This is a genomic window from Streptomyces sp. NRRL F-6676, assembly GCF_000725625.1.
Lineage (GTDB): Bacteria > Actinomycetota > Actinomycetes > Streptomycetales > Streptomycetaceae > Streptomyces.
Genome location: NZ_JOHS01000014.1, coordinates 1 through 22,392, shown reverse-complemented (window position 1 = coordinate 22,392; position 22,392 = coordinate 1). Strand labels below are relative to the sequence as shown.

Below are 22,392 nucleotides of genomic sequence, written 5' to 3'. Positions count from 1 at the left end.
GCGGGGAACTGCGCGAGAAACCCCCACCCACCCGCACCCGACAACCCACCCCACGGGGGTCCGGGGGCGCAGCCCCCGGGGACGGGAAGGGTAGGGGCGGCGGGGGCGAGGAAAATCCCGGCGGCACAACCCTCCACCCCCGCCGGGAGGCGACCGTGAGCGCCGGCACCGGCCCCGTACCGGTCCGCGACACCGACACCCCCACGACGAAGCCCGCGCGCAGCGCGACCACCCCCACCGCCTACCTCCGCTACGTCACCGGAAAACTCGCCGGCGCCCTCGTCTCCCTCCTCGCCGTCCTCGTCACCGGCTTCTTCCTCTTCCGCCTCATCCCCGGCGACCCGGTCAAGACGATGACCGGCGGCCGCCCGGTGTCGGCCCAGCAATTGGCGGCGTACCGCCGCGAGTTCGGCCTCGACCTCCCCCTCTGGCAACAGTTCACCGACTACTGCGGCAAGGCCCTCACCGGCGACCTCGGCACCTCCTACCAGTTCCGCACCCCGGTGCTCGACAAGATCACCGAGGCCCTCCCGAACACCCTCCTCCTCACCGGCACCGCCTTCGTCCTCTACACCGCCCTCGGCATCACCCTCGGCACCCGCTCCGCCTGGCGCCACGGCCGCCTCGGCGACCGCCTGAACACGGGCCTCGCCCTGACCCTGTACTCGGTGCCGTCGTTCTGGCTGGGCCTGCTGCTCATCATCGTGTTCTCGGTCGGCGCCGGCCCGGTCCCGGGGCTCTTCCCGACCGGCGGCATGGAGTCGGCCGGCACCCACGGCTTGGGCCACGTCCTGGACGTGGCCCACCACCTCGTCCTCCCCGTCGTCACGCTCGTCGCCGTCGAGTACGGGCAGACGCTGCTGGTCACCCGCTCGGCGCTGCTCGACGAGATGGGCAGCGACTATCTGACGACCGCGCGCGCCAAGGGACTCAGGGACGACCTGGTACGACGCCGGCACGCGGTGCCGAACGCGCTGCTGCCGACCGTGACCCTGGTCTTCGTCAACCTCGGCCGGACGGTCGCGGGGGTGATCCTCGTCGAGACGGTGTTCTCCTGGCCGGGGCTCGGCGGCCTGTTCTACCAGGCGCTGAGCGTGCCCGATCTCCCGCTGGTCCAGGGGCTGTTCCTCTTCTTCGCCTCGGCGGTGATCGTCATGAACACGCTGGCCGACCTGGTGTATCCGCTGCTCGACCCCCGGGTGGGCCGATGACGACCGAAGCCACTCCCCCGGCCGCCGGGCCGGACCCCGAGCCCGGGCCCGAACCCGGCGCCGCCACCGGCCCCGGCCTCGGCCTCGGCGCCGGTCCGCGCGCGCTCGCCTGGCAGCGTCGGCGCCGGGCCGCCGCCCGGTTCTGGCGCCAGTACCGCACCCACCGCTCCGGGCTGGTCGGCCTGGCCGTGCTCGTGCTGTTCGCACTGGTCGCGCTGACCGCGCCGCTGACGGTCGGCTCCGACGTGTCGAGCGTGACCGACGCCCCGGGCCGGCCGCTCCAGGGGCCGAGCGGCGCGTTCCCGCTGGGCGCCGACCGCTACGGCCGCAATCTGCTCGGGCTGGTCGTGTGGGGTTCGCGGGTCTCGCTCCTTGTGGGGCTGCTCGCCGCGGTGCTGTCGGTGGCGATCGGCGCTCTCGTGGGGATCACCGCCGGGCACTTCCGGGGCGCGTGGGCGACCGTGCTGATGCGCGTCACGGACTGGTTCCTGGTGATGCCCACGCTCGTACTCGCCATCGCGCTCGCCACCGTGATGTCCCGTTCGCTCGGCACGGTGGTCCTCGCGATCGGCGTCACGTCCTGGCCCACCACGGCACGCCTCGTCCGCGCCCAGACGCTGGCGGTGGAGTCGCGGCCGTACATCGAACGCGCGAAGGCGCTCGGCGGCGGGCACTGGCACGTCATGTCCCGGCACGTGCTGCCGAACGTGATGCCCCTGGTGCTCGCACAGACGACCCTGATGGTGTCCCTCTCCATCCTCAACGAGGCGACGCTGGCCTTCCTCGGGCTCGGCGATCCGTCGGTGGTGTCCTGGGGCGGGCTGCTCCAGGACGCGCGCGAGGCGGGCGCGGTCAGTTCCGGCGACTGGTGGTACCTGGTGCCGCCGGGCATCGCCATCGCCGTGGTGGCGCTGGCGTTCACGCTGTGCGGGCGCGCGGTGGAGTCCGTCCTCAACCCCAGGCTGGGAGTGACACGTTGACGCTGCTGGACGTGCGGGACCTGCGGGTGACGTATCCGGGCGGGGCGGCCGCGGTACGGGGCGTCGACCTGGCCCTGGAGGCGGGGCAGAAGCTCGGCGTCGCGGGCGAGTCGGGCTCCGGCAAGTCCACACTGGCGCTCGCCCTGCTGCGGCTGCTCCCCGCCGGGACCCGTGTCACCGGGGAGGTCCTGCTGGACGGCGAGGACGTGCTGACGATGCGGTGGGGGCGGGTGCGGGCGGTGCGGTGGGCCGGTGCCTCGATCGTCTTCCAGGGGGCGATGCACTCGCTCAACCCCGTACACCGCATCGGCGACCAGATCGCCGAGCCGATCCTGCTGCACCGCGAGGAGAGCGGGGCCGCGGCCCGGCGCCGGGCGGGCGAGCTGCTCGAACAGGTGGGGCTGCCGGCCGCGCGGGCCTCGGCGTATCCGCACGAGCTGTCCGGCGGGCAGCGGCAGCGCGTGATGATCGCCATGGCGCTGGCCTGCGATCCGCGGCTGATCGTCGCCGACGAGCCGACCACCGCGCTGGACGTGATGATCCAGGCGCAGGTGCTGCGGCTGATCGAAGGGCTGGTCGCCGAGCAGGACGTGGGGCTCATCATGATCAGTCACGATCTGGCGGTGCTCGCCGACACCTGCGACCGGCTGGCGGTGATGTACGCGGGCCGGGTGGTCGAGGAGGGGCCCGCGCGGACCGTGCACGAGCACGCCCGGCATCCGTACGGCCAGGCGCTGTCGGCGGCCTTCCCGCGCATCGGCGACCCGGCCTCCCGGTTCGCCCCGCGCGGTCTGGCCGGTGACCCGCCCGACCCGGCCGCGCTGCCCGGTGGCTGCGCGTTCCATCCGCGCTGTCCGGTGGCGCTGGCGGGGTGCGCGCGGGAGGACCCGGCGCCCCGGGAGGCGGCGCCGGGACACCGGGCCGCGTGCGTGCACGTTCGGCCTGCCGTGCCGGGGCCCGCGGCTCCGGTCGCCGGGGAGACGAGGAGCGGTACATGACGACGACTGCCCCGCCCCTGCTCGGCGCACGGGGGCTGCACGTCACCTTCCCCGGACGGCACGGGGCCGCCCCGGCCCGCGCGGTGGACGGCGTCGAACTGGACATCGGGGCCGGGGAGATCGTGGCCCTCGTCGGCGAGTCCGGGTGCGGCAAGACGACGCTGGCGCGGGCGCTGCTCGGCCTGGTCCGGCCGACGTCCGGGCAGGTCACGTTCGCGGGGGCGCCGCTCACGTACTCCTCGCGGGCGCTGAAGGCGTACCGGCGGCGGGTGCAGCTCGTGCTCCAGGACCCCTCCGGCTCCCTCAATCCGCGGCACACGGTGTACGACGCGGTCGCCGAGGGGCTGCGCATCCACGGGTACGCCGGGGACGAGCGGGCTGCCGTCACCGGGGCGCTGTCCCGGGCGGGGCTGCGGCCGCCCGAGCGGTTCCTGCTGCGCCATCCGCACGAGCTGTCCGGGGGGCAGCGGCAGCGGGTGGTGATCGCGGGGGCGCTCGTCCTGGAGCCCGAACTCATCGTCGCCGACGAGCCGGTGGCCTCGCTGGACGCGTCGGTGCGGGGGGAGATCCTCGCGCTGCTGCTGCGGCTGCGCACGGAGTTGGGGCTGTCGGCGCTGGTGGTGACGCACGATCTGGGGCTCGCGTGGAACATCGCCGACCGGGTGGCGGTGATGTACCTCGGGCGGATCGTGGAGACGGGGGAGGTCGAGCAGGTGCTGTCGGCGCCGCGGCACCCGTACACGCGGGCGCTGCTGTCCGTGCTGCCGGACTCCCCCGGCGAGCCCGTGGTTCTCGCCGGGGAGGCCCCGGATCCCTCGCAGGTGCCGGGCGGGTGCCGGTTCCATCCGCGGTGTCCGGTGCTGAGGAGCGGCGAAGCCGGGCGGGCAGGGGTGGCGGAGGCGTGTCGTACGCAGGACCCGGGGGTCCTGGGCGGCGGTCCGGGGGCGGCTGTCGCCTGCCATTGGGCGCGGGCGCAGACCCCGGCGTGACGCGGGGTTGGCGCCGGGCGCCTCAGAACTCGGGGGGCGTGGATTGTACGGCGGGTACGGGCACGTCGTGGTTGCTCGCGCAGTTCCCCGCGCCCCCAGTGAGGGGCGCGGCCCCTCGGCGCCCCCGCGGCGAAGCCGCGCGAAAGACACGGCCCCGCGCCCCTCACCGGGGGCGCGGGGAACCGGGCCGTGGACAGGCGAGCCGTCAGGCCGCGCCCACGATGTCCTTCTCCTCGGCGAAGTGGCAGGCCGACTCGTGCGCGGCCGGGGTGTCCGCGCCCTTGAAGCGCTCGGGCACCGCCAGCAGCGGTTCCTGCTCGGCGCACTTGTCCTGGGCCTTCCAGCACCGGGTGCGGAAGCGGCAGCCGGAGGGCGGGTTGGCCGGCGAGGGGACGTCACCGGTGAGGATGATCCGCTCGCGGCCCTCCCGCTCCTCGGGGTCCGGCACCGGCACCGCGGAGAGCAGCGCCTGGGTGTAGGGGTGCGTCGGGTGCTCGTAGATCTGCTCGTCGGTCCCGATCTCGGCCATCCGGCCGAGGTACATCACGCCCACCCGGTCCGAGATGTGCCGGACGATCGACAGGTCGTGCGCGATGAAGATGTAGGACAGGTTGAACTCGTCCTGCAACGCTTCCATCAGGTTGATGACCTGCGCCTGGACGGACACGTCCAGCGCGGAGACCGGCTCGTCGCAGATGATGATCTCCGGGTTGAGCGCGAGGCCGCGGGCGATGCCGATGCGCTGGCGCTGGCCGCCGGAGAACTGGTGCGGGTAGCGGTTGATGTACTCGGGGTTGAGGCCGACGACGTCCAGCAGTTCGCGCACCCGGCGGCGGCGGTCGCCCTTGGGTGCCGCCTCCGGGTGGATGTCGAAGGGCTCCCCGATGATGTCGCCCACCGTCATACGGGGGTTGAGCGAGGTGTAGGGGTCCTGGAACACCATCTGGATGTTGCGGCGCACGGCGGTCAGCGCGCGCCCCGACAGCTTGGTGATGTCCTGGCCCTTGTAGAAGACCTCGCCGGCCGTGGCCCGCTCCAGGTTCATCAGGAGCTTGGCCACCGTGGACTTGCCGCAGCCGGACTCGCCCACGATGCCCAGCGTCTCGCCCTGGTACAGGTCGAAGGAGACGCCGTCGACGGCCTTGACCGCGCCGATCTGCCGCTTGAACAGGACGCCCTGGGTCAGCGGGAAGTGCTTCTTCAGGTCACGCACCTGAAGGATCGGCTCGCCGCGCCCGACGGGCGCCTCGAGCGCGGCGACGGACTCCGCCTCGGAGTGCGCGTTCGCCGTCTCGACCTTGGAGACGTTCGGCGTGGCGTCCGCCCGCTCGTCGTTCTTGCTGAGCTCAGCCATGGATCGTCTCCTCCCAGAAGTGGCACGCCGAGGCGCGGCCCGGCAGCTCGGTGCCGTCCTGCTCGGTGACCTGGAACAGGCGCGGCACCTCGGTGGTGCAGATGTCCCGGGCCTTGGGGCAGCGCGGGTTGAAGGCGCAGCCGGACGGGATGCGCAGCAGGTTGGGCGGCAGGCCCTTGATCGCGTAGAGCTCCTGGCCCTTCTGGTCCAGGCGCGGGATCGAGTCGAGCAGGCCGCGGGTGTACGGGTGCGCCGGGCGCTTGTACAGCTCGTGCACGGGCGCCTGCTCGACGATCCGGCCCGCGTACATCACGGCGATCTTGTCCGCGACGTCGGCGACGACGCCGAGGTCGTGGGTGATCAGGATGAGGCCCATGTTGAACTCGCGCTGGAGCTCCGCGAGCAGGTCCATGACCTGGGCCTGGACCGTCACGTCGAGGGCCGTGGTCGGCTCGTCGGCGATGATCAGCTCGGGCTCCAGGGCCAGCGCCATGGCGATCATGATGCGCTGGCGCATACCGCCGGAGAACTGGTGCGGGTAGTCGTTGATCCGGGCCGCGGCGGCGGGGATCTTGACCCGGTCCATCAGCTCGATCGACTTGGCCTTGGCGTCCTTCTTGGACATGCCCTGGTGGACGCGGAACATCTCGCCGAGCTGGTAGCCGACGGTCAGCACCGGGTTGAGCGAGGACAGCGCGTCCTGGAAGATCATCGCGATCCGGCGGCCGCGGATCTTGCGGCGCTCCTCGGCGGACATGGTGAGCATGTCCTGCCCGCGGAAGCGGATCTCGCCCTGGGGGATCTTCCCGGGCGGCATGTCCAGGATGCCCATGATCGCCTGCGCGGTCACGGACTTGCCGGAGCCGGACTCGCCCAGCACGGCGAGGGTCTCGCCCGCGCCGACGCTGTAGTTCACGCCGTTGACGGCCTTGACGACGCCCTCGCGGGTGTGGAACTCCACGTGCAGGTCGCGCACGTCGAGCAGCGGCCCGCCGTCGGCCCCGGCGTCGCGGGGCGACGGCACGGGGGTGGTCTCTTCGATGGTGGTCACGTACGCCTCCCTCAGCGTGTCTTCGGGTCGAGGGCGTTGCGGACGGCCTCACCGAGCATGATGAATGCCAGCACCGTGATGCTGAGCATGATCGACGGGTACAGCATGATGTACTGCGCGACCCGGATCGAGTTGCCGCCGTCGGAGATGTCGTTGCCCCACGACACTCCGTCCAGGCCGAGGCCCAGGAACGACAGCGTCGCCTCGGCACCGATGTAGATGCCGAGCGAGATGGTGGCCACGACGATGACCGGCGCCACCGCGTTGGGCAGCACATGGCGGAAGAGGATGCGCCCCGTTCCGGCACCGAGTGCCTTGGCCGCCTGGACGTAGTCCGTCGACTTGACGGTGATGACGGAACCGCGCATCACACGGGCCGTCTGTGTCCAGCCGAGGAAGGCGAGCGCCCCGATGACGACCGGGATCGACCGCTCGGTGAAGGAGTTCAGCGCCACCATCGCACCGAGCAGGAACGGGATGCCCATGAACATGTCCGTCACCCGGGACAGCACGGCGTCGATCCAGCCGCCGAAGTAACCGGCGATCATGCCCATCAGGCCGCCGAAGAGCACCACCACGACGGTGGTGCCGGCGCCCACGAGCAGCGAGGCACGGGTGCCGTAGATGGCGCGGGCGTACACGCTGCGGCCCTGGGCGTCGTAGCCCAGCCAGTCGGCCGAGAACACGCTGCCGTAGTGCGGGTGCTGGAGGTAGTGGTTGGCCAGGTCCTTGTCGTTCGGGTCGGCACCCGTGAACAGGCCGGGCCAGGCCGCCATCACCAGCAGCAGCAGGATGAGCACCGCGGAGAGGATGAAGATCCAGTTGGTGCGCAGGTCCTGCCAGGCGTCGCCCCACAGGCTGCGGGTCTTCTCCGGCTTGGGTTCGGGCAGTGGGGCGCCGGCGGCGGCGCCCGCCGTGGCCTTCGTGGCCTGGTCGGCGGATGTGGTGAGCTCAGGCATAACGGATCCTCGGGTCCAGAACCGCGTAGAGGAGGTCGACGATCAGGCTGCAGAAGAGGTACACGAGGACGAGGATGGTGACCAGCCCGACCAGCGTGGTGCCCTCACGGCGGATGATCGCCTGGTAGATCGTGCCTCCGACGCCGTGGATGTTGAAGATGCCCTCGGTCACGATCGCACCGCCCATCAGGGCGCCGAGGTCGGTGCCGAGGAAGGTGACGACCGGGATGAGCGAGTTGCGCATCAGGTGCACCCCGACCACGCGGCGGCGCGGCAGCCCCTTGGCGATGGCCGTGCGCATGTAGTCGGCCCGCAGGTTCTCCGCCACCGAGGTACGGGTCAGCCGCGCCACGTAGGCGAGCGAGACGCTGGCCAGCACGATGGCGGGCATCAGCAGCTGACTGTAGTTGGTGGCGTCGCTCACCGAGGGATCCAGCAGGTTCAGCTTGAAGGCGAACACCGTCTGGAAGATGTAGCCGAGCACGAAGATCGGGATCGAGATCAGCAGCAGCGTCACGACGAGGATGACGGTGTCGACCGCCTTGCCCGCGCGCATGCCGGAGATGACACCGAGCACGATGCCGAGGACCGCCTCGATCGCGAAGGCCATGCCGGCCAGGCGCAGGGTCACCGGGAAGGCGTCGCCGAGGATCTCGGTGACCGGGCGGCCACTGGCGATCTCCGTGCCGAAGTCGAGGTGAAGGACCATGCCCTTCATGTAGTGCCAGTACTGGACCAGGACGGGCTGGTCCAGGCCGTACTGGTGCCGCAGCGATTTCAGGACCGCCGGATCGGCGCCCTTGTCGCCGAAGAGCCCGCGCACGGGGTCGCCGGGCAGGGCGTAGACCATCAGAAAGATGAGCAGGGTCGTCCCGATGAAGACCGGGATCATCTGGAGCAGTCGCCGCGCGACGTAGCGCCCCATGGTGCCTCCATGTCAGTTACAGCGGCAGGCCCCTTTCGCCCCGTACGAGCGGCTTCCCCTACGGATTCCGTACGTACGCGGCGAAAAGGGCCCCCCGGCCTTCCGGCCGACACCGTGCCGCACCCCGCGTGGGTGCGGCACGGCTCACGCTGTCGTCAGCGGTTACTTCTTGACCTGAATGCCGGTCAGGATCGGGTCGCCGTCCTGGGCGTACTTGACGCCCGAGACCTTCTCCGAGTAACCCGCGTTGACCTTGTAGTACCAGAGCGGGATGCTCGGCATGTAGTTGACCAGCTCCTTCTCGACCTGCTGGTACAGCTTCTCCGACTCCTCCAGCGTGCCGGCGGCGTCGGCCTTGGCGATCAGGTCGTCGACCTTCTTGTTCGAGAAGCCGCCCTGGTTGCCGTCGGACTTGGTGCCGAACAGGTCGCGGATGAAGTTGGAGATGAACGGGTAGTCCAGCACCCAGCCGGACCGGTACAGCGACTTGACCTGCTTGTTGTCACGCGCGTTGGTGTCCGACTGGAAGTCGGGCTTGGAGTCGCCGGAGCACTTCACGCCGGTGGCCTTGGTGATGGAGCCGCAGACGGCCTCCACCCACTCCTTGTGACCGCCGTCCGCGTTGTACTGGATGGAGATCTTGTTGCCCGGGACGCCGCCACCCTCCTTGATGAGCTGCTTCGCCTTGGCCGGGTCGAACTTGGTGATGTCACCGGCGGCGTCCGGCTGGTAGCCGAGGACGCCCTTGGCGACCCAGCCGGTGGCGGGCTCACGCGTGCCCTGGAGCACGGTCTTGGTGATGGTGTCGCGGTCGATCGCCATCGACAGGCCCTGGAGGACCTTGGGGTCGATGTCCTTCCACTGCTTGGTGTAGAAGGCGACGGCGATGGTCTGGATCGCGGAGTACGACTGGTCCACGGCACGGTCGCCGAGGTCCTGCTTGTACACCGGCAGGTCACGCGGGGCGACCTGGCGCATCACGTCGAGGTTGCCGGACTTCAGGTCCTGGTAGGCCGTCTCGAGCTTGGAGTAGTTCTTGAAGATCACCCCACCGTTCTTGGCGGCGTTCGGACCCTTGTAGTCGGCGTTCTTGGCGACCTCGATCTGCTTGTTGTGCTGCCAGCTGACGAACTTGTACGGGCCGTTGCCGACCGGGTGCTCGCCCGCGGCCTTGGGGTCCTTGTAGAAGGACTCCGGCAGCGGGTCGAAGACCTCGTAGCCGAGCTTGTACACGAAGTACGGGATCGGCTTCGACAGCGTGATGGTGAAGGTGTTGTCGTCGACGACCTTCAGCCCGGACATGGTGTCCGCCTTGGCCTTGCCCTTGGCCGGGGCGACGTCGTCGTAGCCCTGGATGTCGGAGAACCAGAAGCTGTTGGTCTGCTTGTTGGCCGGGCTGGCGGCCCAGTTCCACGCCTTGACGTAGGACGTGGCGGTCACCGGGGTGCCGTCGTGGAACTTCCAGCCGGGCTTCAGCTTGACCGTGAAGGTCTTGTTGTCCTTCGTGTCGACCGACTGGGCGTTGACCATGACGATCTTGCCGCTGGAGTCGTAGTCGACAAGCCCGGAGAAGAGCGACTTGATAACGATGCTGCCGTTGGACTCCATGGTGTTCGCCGGCTGCAAGGGGTGCTGCGGCTCACCCACCTCGACCGAGAACTTGCCGTTCGGGTCGGCCGCGGCCTTGCTGTCGCCGTCGTCGTTGCCACCACCGCAGGCGGTGGCACCCAGTGCCACTACCGCGGCTATCGCGACCCACTTGGCGCTCTTGGCACCGCGCATGGGTTCCTCCTCATGAGTCCAATGGTTCACCGCATGGTGGGGCACAGGCCATGGCTCCGTCACCGGTGCCTGCAATGGTCAGGTGCCCCCACCGCTCGCGAGTCGCCGCCGGCCTACCGACGCGTGACCCTTCGCTCCGAGCATCTACGCGCCTAACTATCTGCCATCGGCTGGAACCGAACCACACCTCAAAGGTCTCGGTTCGATCACACCTACTGCCCAGTTCTTCCGAAATACGGACAAAGGGTTTGGTGAAAGATCACCCCGAAACAGACTTGTTACACATCTATCGGCACTGGGCGTCCGCATTCCGGACATTCAACGGGAGATCACAGGAGAAATTGGGTTGCGGCGTCCCTACCCGCTGTGCAGAGCCGTCACTCGCAGAGGTGAGGCCGACGCGGGGCGTGCTGTGACGCGCTTCATCCGGGCCCGCCGGCGGCGGCCGGAGGGACGCGGGCCGGGCGGTCACTCGAAAGGCTACGGGTGAACGGAGGGCCCTGATCCGGTCCGGACCCGTCGCAGAGGGTTTTCCCTATGTTCCCCTCGTCTCATTCCCTCCCGCGCCCCGTTCTGCCCGGACGAACGGAAACGCCGGGCACCCCGCAGCGCGGAGTGCCCGGCGTCGCCGGTCGGTGGGGGCGGATGTCAGCCGTGCTTGGCCCGGCTCGCCGCCCGCGCGCGGTCGCGCTGGTCGAGGACGACCTTGCGGATGCGGACCGCCTCCGGGGTGACCTCCACGCACTCGTCGTCGCGGCAGAACTCCAGGGACTGCTCCAGCGACAGCTTGCGCGGCGGCACGATCGCCTCGAACGAGTCGGCCGAGGACGACCGCATGTTGGTGAGCTTCTTCTCCTTGGTGATGTTGACGTCCATGTCGTCGGAGCGCGAGTTCTCGCCGACGATCATGCCCTCGTACACCTCGGTGCCCGGGTCCACGAAGAGCACGCCGCGCTCCTGGAGGTTCGTCATCGCGAACGCGGTGACGGCACCGGCGCGGTCGGCGACCAGCGAGCCGTTGTTACGCGTGGTGAGCGTGCCGAACCAGGGCTCGTGGCCCTCGTGGATGGAGTGGCCGATGCCCGTGCCGCGGGTCTGCGTCAGGAACTCCGTGCGGAAGCCGATCAGACCGCGCGAGGGCACCACGAACTCCATGCGCACCCAGCCGGAGCCGTGGTTGGACATGTTGTCCATGCGGCCCTTGCGGACGCCCATGAGCTGCGTGACCGCGCCCATGTGCTCCTCGGGCACGTCGATCGTCATGCGCTCGACCGGCTCGTGCACCTTGCCGTCGATCTCCTTGGTGACGACCTGGGGCTTGCCGACGGTCAGCTCGTAGCCCTCGCGGCGCATGGTCTCCACGAGGATGGCCAGCGCCAGCTCGCCGCGGCCCTGCACCTCCCAGGCGTCCGGACGCTCGGTGTCCAGCACGCGGAGCGAGACGTTGCCGACGAGCTCGCGGTCCAGACGGTCCTTGACCTGGCGGGCGGTGACCTTGCGGTCCTTGACGGCTGCCTTGGCGTCGGCGCCCTTGCCGGTGCCGCCGCGGCCGACCAGCGGCGAGGTGTTGGTGCCGATGGTCATGGAGATCGCCGGCTCGTCGACCGTGATCAGCGGCAGCGCGATCGGGTTCTCGGGGTCGGCGAGGGTCTCGCCGATCATGATGTCCGGGATGCCGGCGACGGCGCAGATGTCGCCCGGGCCGGCCTTCTCGGCGGGCTTGCGGGTGAGCGCCTCGGTCATCATCAGCTCGCTGATGCGGACGTTGGCGACGGTGCCGTCGCGCTTGATCCACGCCACCGTCTGGCCCTTGCGCAGCTCGCCCTGCTCGACGCGGAGCAGCGCGATACGGCCGAGGAAGTTGTCGGCGTCCAGGTTGGTCACGTGCGCCTGGAGCGGGAGGCTCTCGTCGTACGTGGGGGCCGGGACGTGCGCCAGCAGGGTGGTGAAGAACGGCTCCAGGCTGTCGCTGTCCTGCGGGACGGTGCCGTCCTCGGGCTTGGTGAGGGAGGCGATGCCGTCCCGGGCGCAGGCGTAGACGATCGGGAACTCGATCTGCTCCTCGTCGGCGTCCAGGTCGAGGAAGAGGTCGTAGGCCTCGTTCACGACCTCGTCGATGCGCGAGTCGGGGCGGTCGGTCTTGTTGATGCAGAGGATCACGGGCAGCCGGGCCTGAAGCGCCTTGCGCAGCACGAACCGGGTCTGCGGGAGCGGGCCCTCGGAGGCGTCGACGAGGAGGACGACCGCGTCCACCATCGACAGACCGCGCTCGACCTCGCCGCCGAAGTCGGCGTGGCCGGGGGTGTCGATGATGTTGATGGTGATGGGGTCCCCGCCGTCCTTCGGGTGATACTTCACCGCGGTGTTCTTGGCGAGGATCGTGATGCCCTTCTCACGCTCCAGGTCGTTCGAGTCCATGACCCGGTCGTCGACCTGGTCGAGCTGATGGGCGGCGAAGGCGCCGGCCTGCTTCAGCATGGCGTCGACGAGGGTGGTCTTGCCGTGGTCGACGTGGGCGACGATGGCGACGTTGCGGATGTCGTGACGCGTAGCAGTCACAGCCATGGTGAGGCGTATCTCCCGGGATTGAGGACGGCCGGCGTGTCCGTCAGAGTCGCGCCGGCCATGCCGGGCATTGCACGCCTCGGCCGTACACCATGGTACGTGCCGGCGCCGGCCCGGGCTGTCCGGGCCCGGAGGGCTCCCCTCCGACCCCCGGACGCGCTCCGGGCGGGGGCGCCTGGGAGCTCGGGGGTCCGGGGTGCGTTGGCGGGTGCGGGGTCGTTGCGGTTGGTCGCGCCCACGCGGCGGAGCCGCAGAGCGAAACAGCCCCGCGCCCCTGCTTTCAGGGGCGCGGGGAACTGCGCGAGAACCCCCCGCACACCCGCGCCCGCCAACGCACCCCGACCACCCGGGCTCTCCGGGGTCCAAGGGGCGGAGCCCCTTGTCAAGGACGGGAAGGGTAGGGGCGGCGGGGGCGAGAACCCGCCGCCGGCCCCCACCCGCACCCGTCAGGACGACGTGGCGGACGGCGCCGACGGATCAGGGGTCTTCGTCGCGTACCCCATGTCCTCGTACACCGGCGTCCGGAACCCGAACGCACCCGCGTTGACCAGGTCCGGCCGGGCGGCCGTGAGCTGGGGGCGCTGGTAGAGGGGGATGGAGGCCGCGCCGGCCCAGATGCGGGAGTCCGCCTTGCGCATCAGCTCCCGTTCCTTCTCCGGGTCCAGCGTGACGAGCGCCTCGTCGAACAGCTGGTCGATCTGATCCGTCCCGACCCGCGTGTAGTTCTGCTCGACCTTCAGTTCCCCGTCCTCCCCCGGCACGGGCTTCGCGTAGACCGGCCGCGCGTCCGTCGCCGGGAACGCCGTCGCGGGCCAGGAGTACAGCGCGAGGTCGTACTCGCCGGACGCGATGTGGTCCTTGAAGTAGCTGTCGTCCGGCACCTCGGTGATGTTCGTGCGGATGCCAACCTTCCGCAGCATCTCCGCGATCCGCTTCCCCACCGCCCGCAGCGAGGCCGACCCCGGCCCCGACGGCAGGACGAACCGCAGCGACAGCGCCTCGCCGTCCTTCGCCAGCACGGCGTCGGCCGCGCGGGCCGGGGCCGCGGTGCCCTTCGGGGCGTACGCGCCCGGGGCCCCGCCGTGCCGTGCCGTGCCGGGCTCGCCCAGGTACTGCTTGCCGTCCGCGGACCGGGCCGCACGCTCCTCGGAACGCCCGGAGCCGTCGCCGTTCCCGGAGCCCTCCGCCTCGCCGGGCTTGTCGTCCTCGCCGACGATGTACGTGCCGTCGTCGTCGCCCTCGTCGGACTTCTTGTCGTCCTTCTCGCCCTTGCCCCCCGCCGTGTCCTTCTTCTTCTCCTTCTTCACCGGGCCGCCCAGCACCCAGCCCGCGTCGGCGAGCAGGGCCCGGGCCTCCTTGGCGTCCTGACCGCCGAGCGCGCCGCTGTTGTCCTCGTACGCCGGCTGCCCGGCCAGCGCGAGATGGCTGCCGACGGGCACGGCGGGCAGCCCCAGCGGCTTCAGCACGAGCGCCGCCAGCTCCGTACGGTCCAGGGCGCGGGCGACGGCCCGGCGGACCCGTTCGTCGGCGAGGGCGCCCGCGGAGCCGTTGAGGGCGAGCTGGGTGTAGGCGGGTTCGAGCGAGCTGCGGACGACGTACCGGCGCAACGCCTTCCGCCGCGCGGCGGCCTCGGCCTCGTCCTTTGCGTCGCTCTTTGCGTCACTCCCTTCCTCGGCCCTGGCCTCGTCCTCCGTCGTGCCCTTCGCCTTGCCGTCTTCCTTCTTCTTGTGCGGGTCCTTCTTCGCCTTCGCCCCCGCCGCCCCCTGCGACGGCGCCCCGCTCCTCGTGCCGTGCGCGGCGGTGATCTCAACGGCGTCGTCGGGGTCGACCTCGGCGAGGTCGACCTTGTCCCCGGCCAGCGCCTCGATCCGCTCGTCGCGCGGCACCGCCCGCAGCACGATCTTGTCGAGCTTGGCCGGGGAGCCCCACCAACGGGGATTGCGCACGAGAGTGACCTCGTCGTCCTTGCGGTCGACCTTCTTCAGCGCGAACGGCCCGGCCGTCACCTTCAGCTTGCTGCGGGCGCTGTCGTTGAAGCTGTCCGGCGTACCCATGACCTCCTTCGGGTACAGCGGCGTGAACAGCGACTTCCAGTCGGCGTAGGGGCGGGCGAAGGTGACCTTCACCTCGAGGTCGTCGTGGCCGCGCTCGATCTTCGCGATGCGGTCGTACCCGGCGTTGCGGGCCGTCCAGTACGCGCTGTCCTTGCCGGACAGGGCGCGCCACTGCGCGGCGAAGTCGGCGGCGCCGATCTCGCGGCCGTCGCTCCAGACGGCCTGCTGGTTGAGCCGGTACAGGACCACCTGCCTCGGCTCGGTGTCGACCACCTTCGCCGACTCCAGGTAGGCGGGGTTCGGCTGCGGACGGCCGCGCGCGTCGAGCCGGAACAGCGACGGCAGTACGGCACCGGCGACGCGGCTGGTGGCGGCGTCGGCGTCCGCCTGGAAGGTGTTGAGGGTGGCGGGCACGTCGTCCACCGCCCAGCGCAGGGTGCCGCCGTCGGCGACGAGGGCGCGGGCGGCCGGGGCGATGTCCTGGCCGGCCGGCGGCCGGTTCTCCTTCTCGTCGGAGGTGCAGGCGGAGAGCGCGGACACCGTGAGGGCGCCCGCGAGGAGGAACGCGGTCGAGCGCCGCAGGGCGCGCGGCCGGACGCCGTCGTGGGACATCACTGCCACCTCCGGTGGTCCGTCGTCTTCGACTTCGGCACTTTCATCACTCTTGTCGTTCTTGTCGGCTCCTCCGATCAGATGGCGGGGGCCGGGCCCCGCCCAAGCGACACGGCGGCCGCCCCCGCCGAACCCCACCCGTTCGGCCCACCGCACCCCGCGCCCGGCGCGCCCGCCCCGGCTCGTACGCCGCCCCGCGCGCCGGGCACCACCGCCCGCGCCGTCAATCCGTGCACACGGGTTCCCAGGGCGCACTGTGACGCGCGACACTCGCAGGCGCGTGTACGTGCCGCCCCCAGGCCCTGTCCCGAAGGCCCGCGGAAATGAGGTCACGCCCATGTCCGTACAGGACGAACTGACGACCGTTCAGCGCTGTGTCGAGGACCTGGTCAGGTCGCTGCGCCGGCTGGAACAGCAGCTCGGCTCCTCCGGCGGCCTGGAGATGCGCCGGGTCCGGGCCGACGCCGACCATCTGCGCGAGAGCGTCGCCCTGCTGCGCGAGTCCTCCCCCGGACCCGAACGCCCGCACCGCCCACCGCTGTTGACGATCCCCGACACCCCGTACGACAGCACCCTGTGGACGGACTCGGACGACGAGGGGCTCAGGTGACGACCGGTACGGAGCCCCCCGCCACGGATCCCCGTCCGAGCAGCGGCGGCGTACGCGGCGGTACGCGCGCCGCGATCGGCGTCCGCCATCTGCGCACCGACCGCTGGTGGCTGGCGCCCGCCACCACCGCCGCCGGGCTGCTGGCCTTCATCGTCTACTCGACCTGGCGGGCCTTCGCCGACACGGACTACTACGCCGCCCCGTACGTCTCGCCGTTCTACTCGCCGTGCCTGGCCGAGCGGTGCCGCCCGATGCACGCCGGCCCGAACTGGGACCTCTTCGGCAGCTGGTGGGGCATCTCCCCGGCGATCATCATCCTGATCTTCCCGCTGGGCTTCCGGCTCACCTGCTACTACTACCGCAAGGCGTACTACCGCGGCTTCTGGGCCTCCCCGCCCGCCTGCGCCGTCGCCGAACCGCACGCCACGTACACCGGTGAGACCCGCTTCCCGTTGATCCTTCAGAACGTCCACCGGTACTTCTTCTACGCGGCGATCCTCGTCGCGGGCGTCCTGACCTACGACACGGTCCTCTCCTTCCGCGACGCGCACCACGCCTGGGGCCACATGGGGCTCGGCACCCTCGTCTTCCTGGCGAACATCGCGCTGATCTGGGCGTACACCCTGTCCTGCCACTCCTGCCGGCACATCGTCGGCGGCAAGCTCCGGCACTTCTCGAAGCACCCGGTGCGGTACCGGGCGTGGCAGTTCGTGGGGCGGCTCAACGCCCGGCACATGCAGCTCGCCTGGGCGTCGCTGGTGAGCGTGGCGGTCGCGGACTTCTATGTGTACCTCGTGGCGTCGGGGGTCTTCGACGATCCGCGCTTCTTCTGATGCTCCTCGTTCCTGGCTTGTTCTGGCTTTCTTTCGCTTTTGAGTCTCCGGTGACGGATGGGACCTTCGATGACGGTGGTGGAGCGGCAGCAGTGGGACGTCGTGGTCGTCGGTGCCGGGGGCGCCGGGCTGCGCGCCGCGATCGAGGCGCGGGAGCGGGGCGCGCGGACGGCGGTGATCTGCAAGTCGCTGTTCGGCAAGGCCCACACGGTGATGGCCGAGGGCGGCATCGCCGCCGCGATGGGCAACGTCAACTCCGGCGACAACTGGCAGGTGCACTTCCGCGACACCATGCGCGGCGGCAAGTTCCTCAACCAGTGGCGCATGGCCGAGCTGCACGCCCGCGAGGCCCCGGACCGGGTGTGGGAACTGGAGACCTGGGGCGCGCTGTTCGACCGTACCCAGGACGGCCGCATCTCGCAGCGCAACTTCGGCGGGCACGAGTACCCGCGCCTGGCGCACGTCGGCGACCGCACGGGCCTGGAACTGATCCGCACACTCCAGCAGAAGGTCGTCTCGCTCCAGCAGGAGGACAAGAAGGAGACCGGCGGCTACGAGACCCGGCTGAAGGTCTTCCAGGAGTGCACGGTCACCCGCATCCTCAAGGACGCGGACGGCGACGTCGCCGGTGTCTTCGCCTACGAACGCGAGTCGGGCCGCTTCTTCGTCCTCGAAGCCCCCGCCGTGGTGATCGCGACCGGCGGGATCGGCAAGTCCTTCAAGGTGACGTCGAACTCGTGGGAGTACACGGGCGACGGACACGCGCTGGCGCTGCTCGCGGGGGCGCCGCTGGTCAACATGGAGTTCGTGCAGTTCCACCCGACGGGCATGGTCTGGCCGCCGTCGGTCAAAGGCATCCTCGTCACCGAGTCGGTGCGCGGCGACGGCGGGGTGCTGCGCGACTCCGAGGGCAAGCGGTTCATGTTCGACTACGTTCCGGACGTCTTCAAGGAGAAGTACGCCGAGTCGGAGGAGGAGGCCGACCGCTGGTACGACGACCCGGACCACAACCGGCGGCCCCCCGAACTCCTCCCGCGCGACGAAGTGGCGCGGGCCATCAACGCCGAGGTGAAGGCGGGCCGCGGCTCCCCGCACGGCGGGGTCTTCCTCGACGTGTCGACGCGGATGCCGGCCGAGGTGATCCGGCGGCGGCTGCCGTCGATGTACCACCAGTTCAAGGAGCTGGCGGACGTCGACATCACGGCGGAACCGATGGAGGTCGGCCCCACCTGCCACTACGTCATGGGCGGCGTCGCGGTCGACTCCGACACAGCGGCGGCGCGCGGGGTGCCGGGGCTGTTCGCGGCCGGTGAGGTGGCGGGCGGCATGCACGGCTCGAACCGGCTCGGCGGCAACTCGCTGTCCGACCTGCTGGTCTTCGGGCGGCGGGCGGGATGGCACGCGGCCGAGCACGCGGCGTCCCACGCGGACGCGCGCCCCGTGGCGGACGACGCCCAGATCGACGCGGCCGCGGCGGAGGCGCTGCGGCCGTTCTCGGCGGAGGGGCCGGAGCCGGGCGAGGAGAGCGGTGAGAGTGCCGGCCGCCCGCCGGAGAACCCGTACGGCGTCCACCAGGAGCTACAGCAGACGATGAACGACCTGGTCGGCATCATCCGCCGCCGGGCCGAGATGGAACGGGCCCTGGAGAAGCTGGCCGAGCTGCGGGTACGGGCCCGGCGGGCCGGAGTCGAGGGGCACCGGCAGTTCAACCCCGGCTGGCACCTCGCCCTGGACCTGCGGAACATGCTGCTGGTCAGCGAGTGCGTGGCGCGGGCGGCCCTGGAGCGCACCGAGTCGCGCGGCGGCCACACCCGCGAGGACCACCCGGAGATGGACAACGCCTGGCGCCCGGTCAACCTGCTGTGCCGCCCCGCCGACCCCACCGGCGGCCTCGCGGCCACCGACCCGGTACGCGGCCAGATCGAGCTCGTACGCGAGACCACCACACCCATCCGTCCGGACCTGCTCGCCCTGTTCGAGAAGGAGGAGCTGGTCAAGTATCTGGCCGAGGAGGAGCTGTACGAATGAGCGGCTACGAGGCCCGGTTCCGGGTGTGGCGGGGCGACGTGCGCGGGGGCGGCCTCGCCGACTTCGCGGTGGAGGTGAACGAGGGCGAGGTCGTCCTCGACATCATCCACCGCATCCAGGCCACCCAGGCGCCCGATCTGGCGGTGCGGTGGAACTGCAAGGCGGGCAAGTGCGGTTCGTGCTCGGCGGAGATCAACGGGCGGCCCCGGCTGATGTGCATGACCCGTATGTCGGTCTTCGACCGCGCCGAGACGATCACCGTGACGCCGCTGCGCGCCTTCCCCGTCGTACGGGACCTGGTGACGGACGTCGGCTTCAACTACGCCAAGGCGCGGGAGGTCCCGGCGTTCGTACCGCCGGCGGAGCTGGCGCCGGGCGAGTACCGGATGATGCAGGAGGACGTGGACCGCTCGCAGGAGTTCCGCAAGTGCATCGAGTGCTTCCTGTGCCAGGACACGTGCCACGTCGTCCGCGACCACGAGGAGAACAAACCGGCCTTCGCCGGACCGCGCTTCCTGATGCGGGTCGCGGAGCTGGACATGCACCCGCTGGACGCCGCCGAGGACACCGGCCTGGACCGCAAGCGCACCGCGCAGGACGAGCACGGGCTCGGCTACTGCAACATCACCAAGTGCTGCACGGAGGTGTGCCCGGAGGGCATTCACATCACCGACAACGCGCTGATCCCGCTGAAGGAGCGGGTGGCGGACCGCAAGTACGACCCACTGGTGTGGCTGGGGTCGAAGATCCGGCGGCGGTCGTCGGGGACGTGATCTCCGCTCGTCAGGAGCCTGGGTTCGGGTGGGCCCCGTCCACCCAGTCCTCCTGGTACGCCCTCCAGTCCGCCTCCGTCGCGGCGAAGTCGACGTACAGGGCGACGCCGAAGTGGGCGCGGTCGGCGTCGGTGCGGGACAGGCCGAGGCGGACGCCACGGACGGCCCCCGGGACGGTCTCGGCGTGCGCCCAGTGGCCGAACCGGTTCTCGTGGTAGAAGGGCAGGCCCATCAGCAGGTCGGTGCCGGCCGGGGTGGCCTCCAGGGCGAGCGAGGTCTGCTCGGCGACATAGCCGCCGTACGTGCTCTCCAGCGGCTGCATGGTGTCGTACGACATGACGGCGATCTGGTCGACGCGGCGCGCGACCTGCCCGAAGTACGCCTGCGACCACCACTTGGGGTGCCCGGCGACCGTGCCCCAGAAGGAGTGGAAGCCGGGGAGCGGGTCGATCTGGTGGGCGGCGACGGAGAGCAGGGCGTCGTGGTCCGCGGTGACGCGGTGCAGCCGGTCGAGGAGGTGGAGGTAGTCCTGGTCACCGGAGTGCAGGGGCTCCAGGTCGAAGTGGGCGCCCTGGAAGCCGGCGTCGAGGATCTGGCGGGCGGAGGCGACGACGTGGTCGCGGGTGGCGGCGTCGGTGAGCCGCATCCCGGTCGGCCCCTCGGTGGCGAGCACGTCCCCGAGCCAGGCCTGCACCCGGACGTGCGGCAGCGCGCGGTGCACGGCCTTGAGGAACCAACCGGCCCTGGGATAGAGCGACTTGGGGAGAGTCCCGTCATGCTCCAGAGGCCCGGTGTGCACGTACAGGTCGCGGACACCGGTCTTCTTCAGCCGGCCGGCGAGCGCGGCGACATCGGCGTCGGTCTTCCGCCCGTCCACCCAGGCGTGACCGAGCCAGAGGGCGTCACGGTCGCGGGTGTACGTACCGGCGGCGGTGTCGCCCGCGTAGTTGAAGCGGAGCGTGGCCTGCATGGCGAGGAGCGGGAGGACGAGGAGGAGCGCGAGGGCGAGGAGCGTGCGCCGGGTCCAGCGGAGCCAGGGTCTTCTGCGGGCCTTGTCGTGCCCCGCGCTCTCCGCCTGTTCTCTCCGCTCGGTCTGCTCGGTCTGCTCGGTCTGTTCCGTCTGCCCCACCTGGTCCACGCGAACCGTCCCTCCGATCGTCCCGACCAGGGGATTCTCGTGGCCGGCGTTGCGGGGGAGGACGGCGGGTGGGGGTCTCCCGGTTGCGGAGACCGCACACGGGGCAGGCCGGGAACCGGGAGGCGCCAGGGCAAGTCCCTCACACATGAAGAGATTTGTGGCCCATCGGTAACAACCCTGAGGCACTGTCAGTACGTCTTTGTATGATGGTCTGAACTTGACGCGAGTTTGTCCGACGGGAAGACCCACGGACACACGGGGGTGAAAACGCGTGATCAAGCCCGAGCAGATACCGCAGTTCACGGGCGACCTGTTCCAACTGGAACTGGCGCATCAGGGGCTGAAGACGGACGCGGGCAACGTCCGCACGACCGGTTCCAGGGGTTGTCGGCGTACTACACGGCTCCGGAGGCGGAGCAGTTGTTCGCGTCGACGAAGCCGGTGAAGGACCGTGCGGAGGATTTCGCGACGGACCTGGAGACGGTCTCGTCGGCCCTGTCGTCGTACGCCACGGAGATCCGTCCGCTGGTGTCGAAGCTGGTGGAGTTGAAGACGAAGGCGACGACGTTCGTCAACTCGGTCAAGGACGACGACGACTGGGAGTACGACGGGGACAAGGTCGAGGAGCACAACGGGATCCGGGACGAGATCACGACGACGGTCGCGGCGTTCCGGGACGAGATCACGACGACGGTCGCGGCGTTCTGGGCGGCGGAGCGGACCTGCCACAACAAGATCACGGCGATCTTCGGCGGCACGCAGATGGTCGCGGGCGACGGCTCGGACCGTAAGGACCAGTACGGGTTCAACGCGGAGGATCTGAAGAACGCGAAGCTGCCGTGGGGCGACCCGGTGGAGGAGAAGCACCACTGGTACGAGGTCGGCCACTGGGTGAAGTCGTTCGTGTGGGACGGCCTGATCGTCGATGGTGTGTGGGGCACGATCAAGGGTCTGGGCACGCTGGTCGGTTTCGGCGGCTGGGACGCGATGGGCCAGGCGTGGAAGGGCCTCGCCCAGCTGGCCACGGGCCTGGTCATCTCCTCCATCCCCGGCGCCTCCACCCTCTTCTGGACCCTGCCCGACGACAAGCTCCCCTCCTGGCTGCGTGATTCGGCGTGGGACGAGTGGGGCAAGAACCCCGCACGGGCCGCGGGGGCGGTCACCTTCAACGTCCTCACCACCGTGTTCACCGGCGGCTCGGGCGCCGCGGCTTCGGGTGCGGGCAAGGCGGGTGCGGTCGCCAAGGTGCTGTCGGTGGCGGGCAAGGCGGGCAAGGTCATCGACCCGATGACGTACGTCATGAAGGGCGCCGGGGCGGGTCTGTCGAAGATCGGCGACATCAGCAAGGCGCTGAAGGGCGTCGGCAACATCGAGATCCCGAAGCTGCCGGAGAACGCGTTCACGTTGCCGGAGGGTGCGCTGAAGCTGCCTGACGGCACGTTCCACTTCCCCGAGGGCGCGGCGGTCCCGGAGGGCGCGGTCAAACTCCCCGACGGGAACTTCCAGCTCCCCGAGCACACGGTGGCGCTG

At 70.5% G+C, this 22,392-nt stretch carries 16 protein-coding genes and 1 pseudogene; 9 read left to right on the top strand and 8 right to left on the bottom strand.

Annotated features, from left to right (window positions below; genetic code table 11):
- Positions 1–155 precede the first annotated feature (155 nt).
- From IO29_RS11445 to IO29_RS11430, 4 genes are read left to right on the top strand one after another with little or no spacing between them, the layout of a single operon-like run.
- Positions 156–1,211 (top strand): ABC transporter permease, encoded by a 1,056-nt coding sequence (locus tag IO29_RS11445; protein WP_030381058.1) that lies wholly within the window; start codon positions 156–158, stop codon positions 1,209–1,211.
- On the top strand, positions 1,208–2,191 hold the full coding sequence (locus IO29_RS11440; RefSeq protein ID WP_030381059.1) for an ABC transporter permease: 984 nt from the start codon (positions 1,208–1,210) through the stop codon (positions 2,189–2,191). The genes IO29_RS11445 and IO29_RS11440 overlap by 4 nt, the downstream gene beginning before the upstream one ends.
- Positions 2,188–3,189: an ABC transporter ATP-binding protein gene (locus tag IO29_RS11435; protein WP_030381060.1), complete on the top strand. Its 1,002-nt coding sequence runs from the start codon at positions 2,188–2,190 to the stop codon at positions 3,187–3,189. The genes IO29_RS11440 and IO29_RS11435 overlap by 4 nt, the downstream gene beginning before the upstream one ends.
- Complete coding sequence (locus IO29_RS11430) at positions 3,186–4,178, top strand: ABC transporter ATP-binding protein (protein ID WP_030381061.1); 993 nt, start codon at positions 3,186–3,188, stop codon at positions 4,176–4,178. The genes IO29_RS11435 and IO29_RS11430 overlap by 4 nt, the downstream gene beginning before the upstream one ends.
- A 205-nt stretch (positions 4,179–4,383) precedes the next feature.
- Here the strand turns inward: IO29_RS11430 and IO29_RS11425 are convergent, their stop codons facing one another.
- The 7 genes from IO29_RS11425 to IO29_RS11395 all read right to left on the bottom strand — a co-directional run bounded on the left by IO29_RS11425 (position 4,384) and on the right by IO29_RS11395 (position 15,480).
- The gene (locus IO29_RS11425; RefSeq protein WP_030381062.1) at positions 4,384–5,532 is read right to left on the bottom strand and encodes an ABC transporter ATP-binding protein; all 1,149 of its coding nucleotides are present in this window, start codon (positions 5,530–5,532) and stop codon (positions 4,384–4,386) included.
- Positions 5,525–6,583: an ABC transporter ATP-binding protein gene (locus IO29_RS11420; protein ID WP_030381063.1), complete on the bottom strand. Its 1,059-nt coding sequence runs from the start codon at positions 6,581–6,583 to the stop codon at positions 5,525–5,527. Before IO29_RS11420 ends, IO29_RS11425 begins: the two co-directional genes overlap by 8 nt.
- Positions 6,584–6,594: 11 nt before the next feature.
- The gene (locus IO29_RS11415; RefSeq protein ID WP_030381064.1) at positions 6,595–7,542 is read right to left on the bottom strand and encodes an ABC transporter permease; all 948 of its coding nucleotides are present in this window, start codon (positions 7,540–7,542) and stop codon (positions 6,595–6,597) included.
- The gene (locus IO29_RS11410) at positions 7,535–8,467 is read right to left on the bottom strand and encodes an ABC transporter permease (RefSeq protein ID WP_030381065.1); all 933 of its coding nucleotides are present in this window, start codon (positions 8,465–8,467) and stop codon (positions 7,535–7,537) included. Before IO29_RS11410 ends, IO29_RS11415 begins: the two co-directional genes overlap by 8 nt.
- Before the next feature lie 162 nt (positions 8,468–8,629).
- Entirely contained in the window at positions 8,630–10,249 is a 1,620-nt protein-coding gene (locus IO29_RS11405) for a peptide ABC transporter substrate-binding protein (protein ID WP_030381066.1), read from the bottom strand.
- 648 nt (positions 10,250–10,897) lie between these two features.
- Positions 10,898–12,814 (bottom strand): translational GTPase TypA, encoded by a 1,917-nt coding sequence (typA, locus tag IO29_RS11400; RefSeq protein WP_030381067.1) that lies wholly within the window; start codon positions 12,812–12,814, stop codon positions 10,898–10,900.
- A 446-nt stretch (positions 12,815–13,260) separates the two neighbouring features.
- A complete protein-coding gene (locus IO29_RS11395; protein ID WP_030381068.1) occupies positions 13,261–15,480 on the bottom strand; it encodes an ABC transporter family substrate-binding protein in 2,220 nt (739 codons plus the stop codon).
- Positions 15,481–15,817: 337 nt separating this feature from the next.
- On the opposite strand from IO29_RS11395, the gene IO29_RS11390 reads away from it, so the two are divergent.
- From IO29_RS11390 to IO29_RS11375, 4 genes are all read left to right on the top strand, one after another.
- Positions 15,818–16,090, top strand: coding sequence for a hypothetical protein (locus IO29_RS11390; RefSeq protein WP_030381069.1), 273 nt, complete (start codon positions 15,818–15,820; stop codon positions 16,088–16,090).
- Entirely contained in the window at positions 16,087–16,923 is an 837-nt protein-coding gene (locus tag IO29_RS11385; RefSeq protein ID WP_030381070.1) for a hypothetical protein, read from the top strand. The genes IO29_RS11390 and IO29_RS11385 overlap by 4 nt, the downstream gene beginning before the upstream one ends.
- Before the next feature lie 69 nt (positions 16,924–16,992).
- Positions 16,993–18,951, top strand: coding sequence for a fumarate reductase/succinate dehydrogenase flavoprotein subunit (locus tag IO29_RS11380; protein ID WP_030381071.1), 1,959 nt, complete (start codon positions 16,993–16,995; stop codon positions 18,949–18,951).
- Positions 18,948–19,724: a succinate dehydrogenase/fumarate reductase iron-sulfur subunit gene (locus IO29_RS11375; RefSeq protein WP_030381072.1), complete on the top strand. Its 777-nt coding sequence runs from the start codon at positions 18,948–18,950 to the stop codon at positions 19,722–19,724. Before IO29_RS11380 ends, IO29_RS11375 begins: the two co-directional genes overlap by 4 nt.
- Positions 19,725–19,734: 10 nt before the next feature.
- On the opposite strand, the gene IO29_RS11370 is transcribed toward IO29_RS11375, so the two are convergent.
- The gene (locus IO29_RS11370; protein WP_051707820.1) at positions 19,735–20,862 is read right to left on the bottom strand and encodes a glycoside hydrolase family 18 protein; all 1,128 of its coding nucleotides are present in this window, start codon (positions 20,860–20,862) and stop codon (positions 19,735–19,737) included.
- A 271-nt stretch (positions 20,863–21,133) separates the two neighbouring features.
- Between IO29_RS11370 and IO29_RS11365 the strand changes: the two are divergent.
- Positions 21,134–22,392: pseudogene (locus IO29_RS11365) on the top strand (hypothetical protein); the annotation flags it as partial.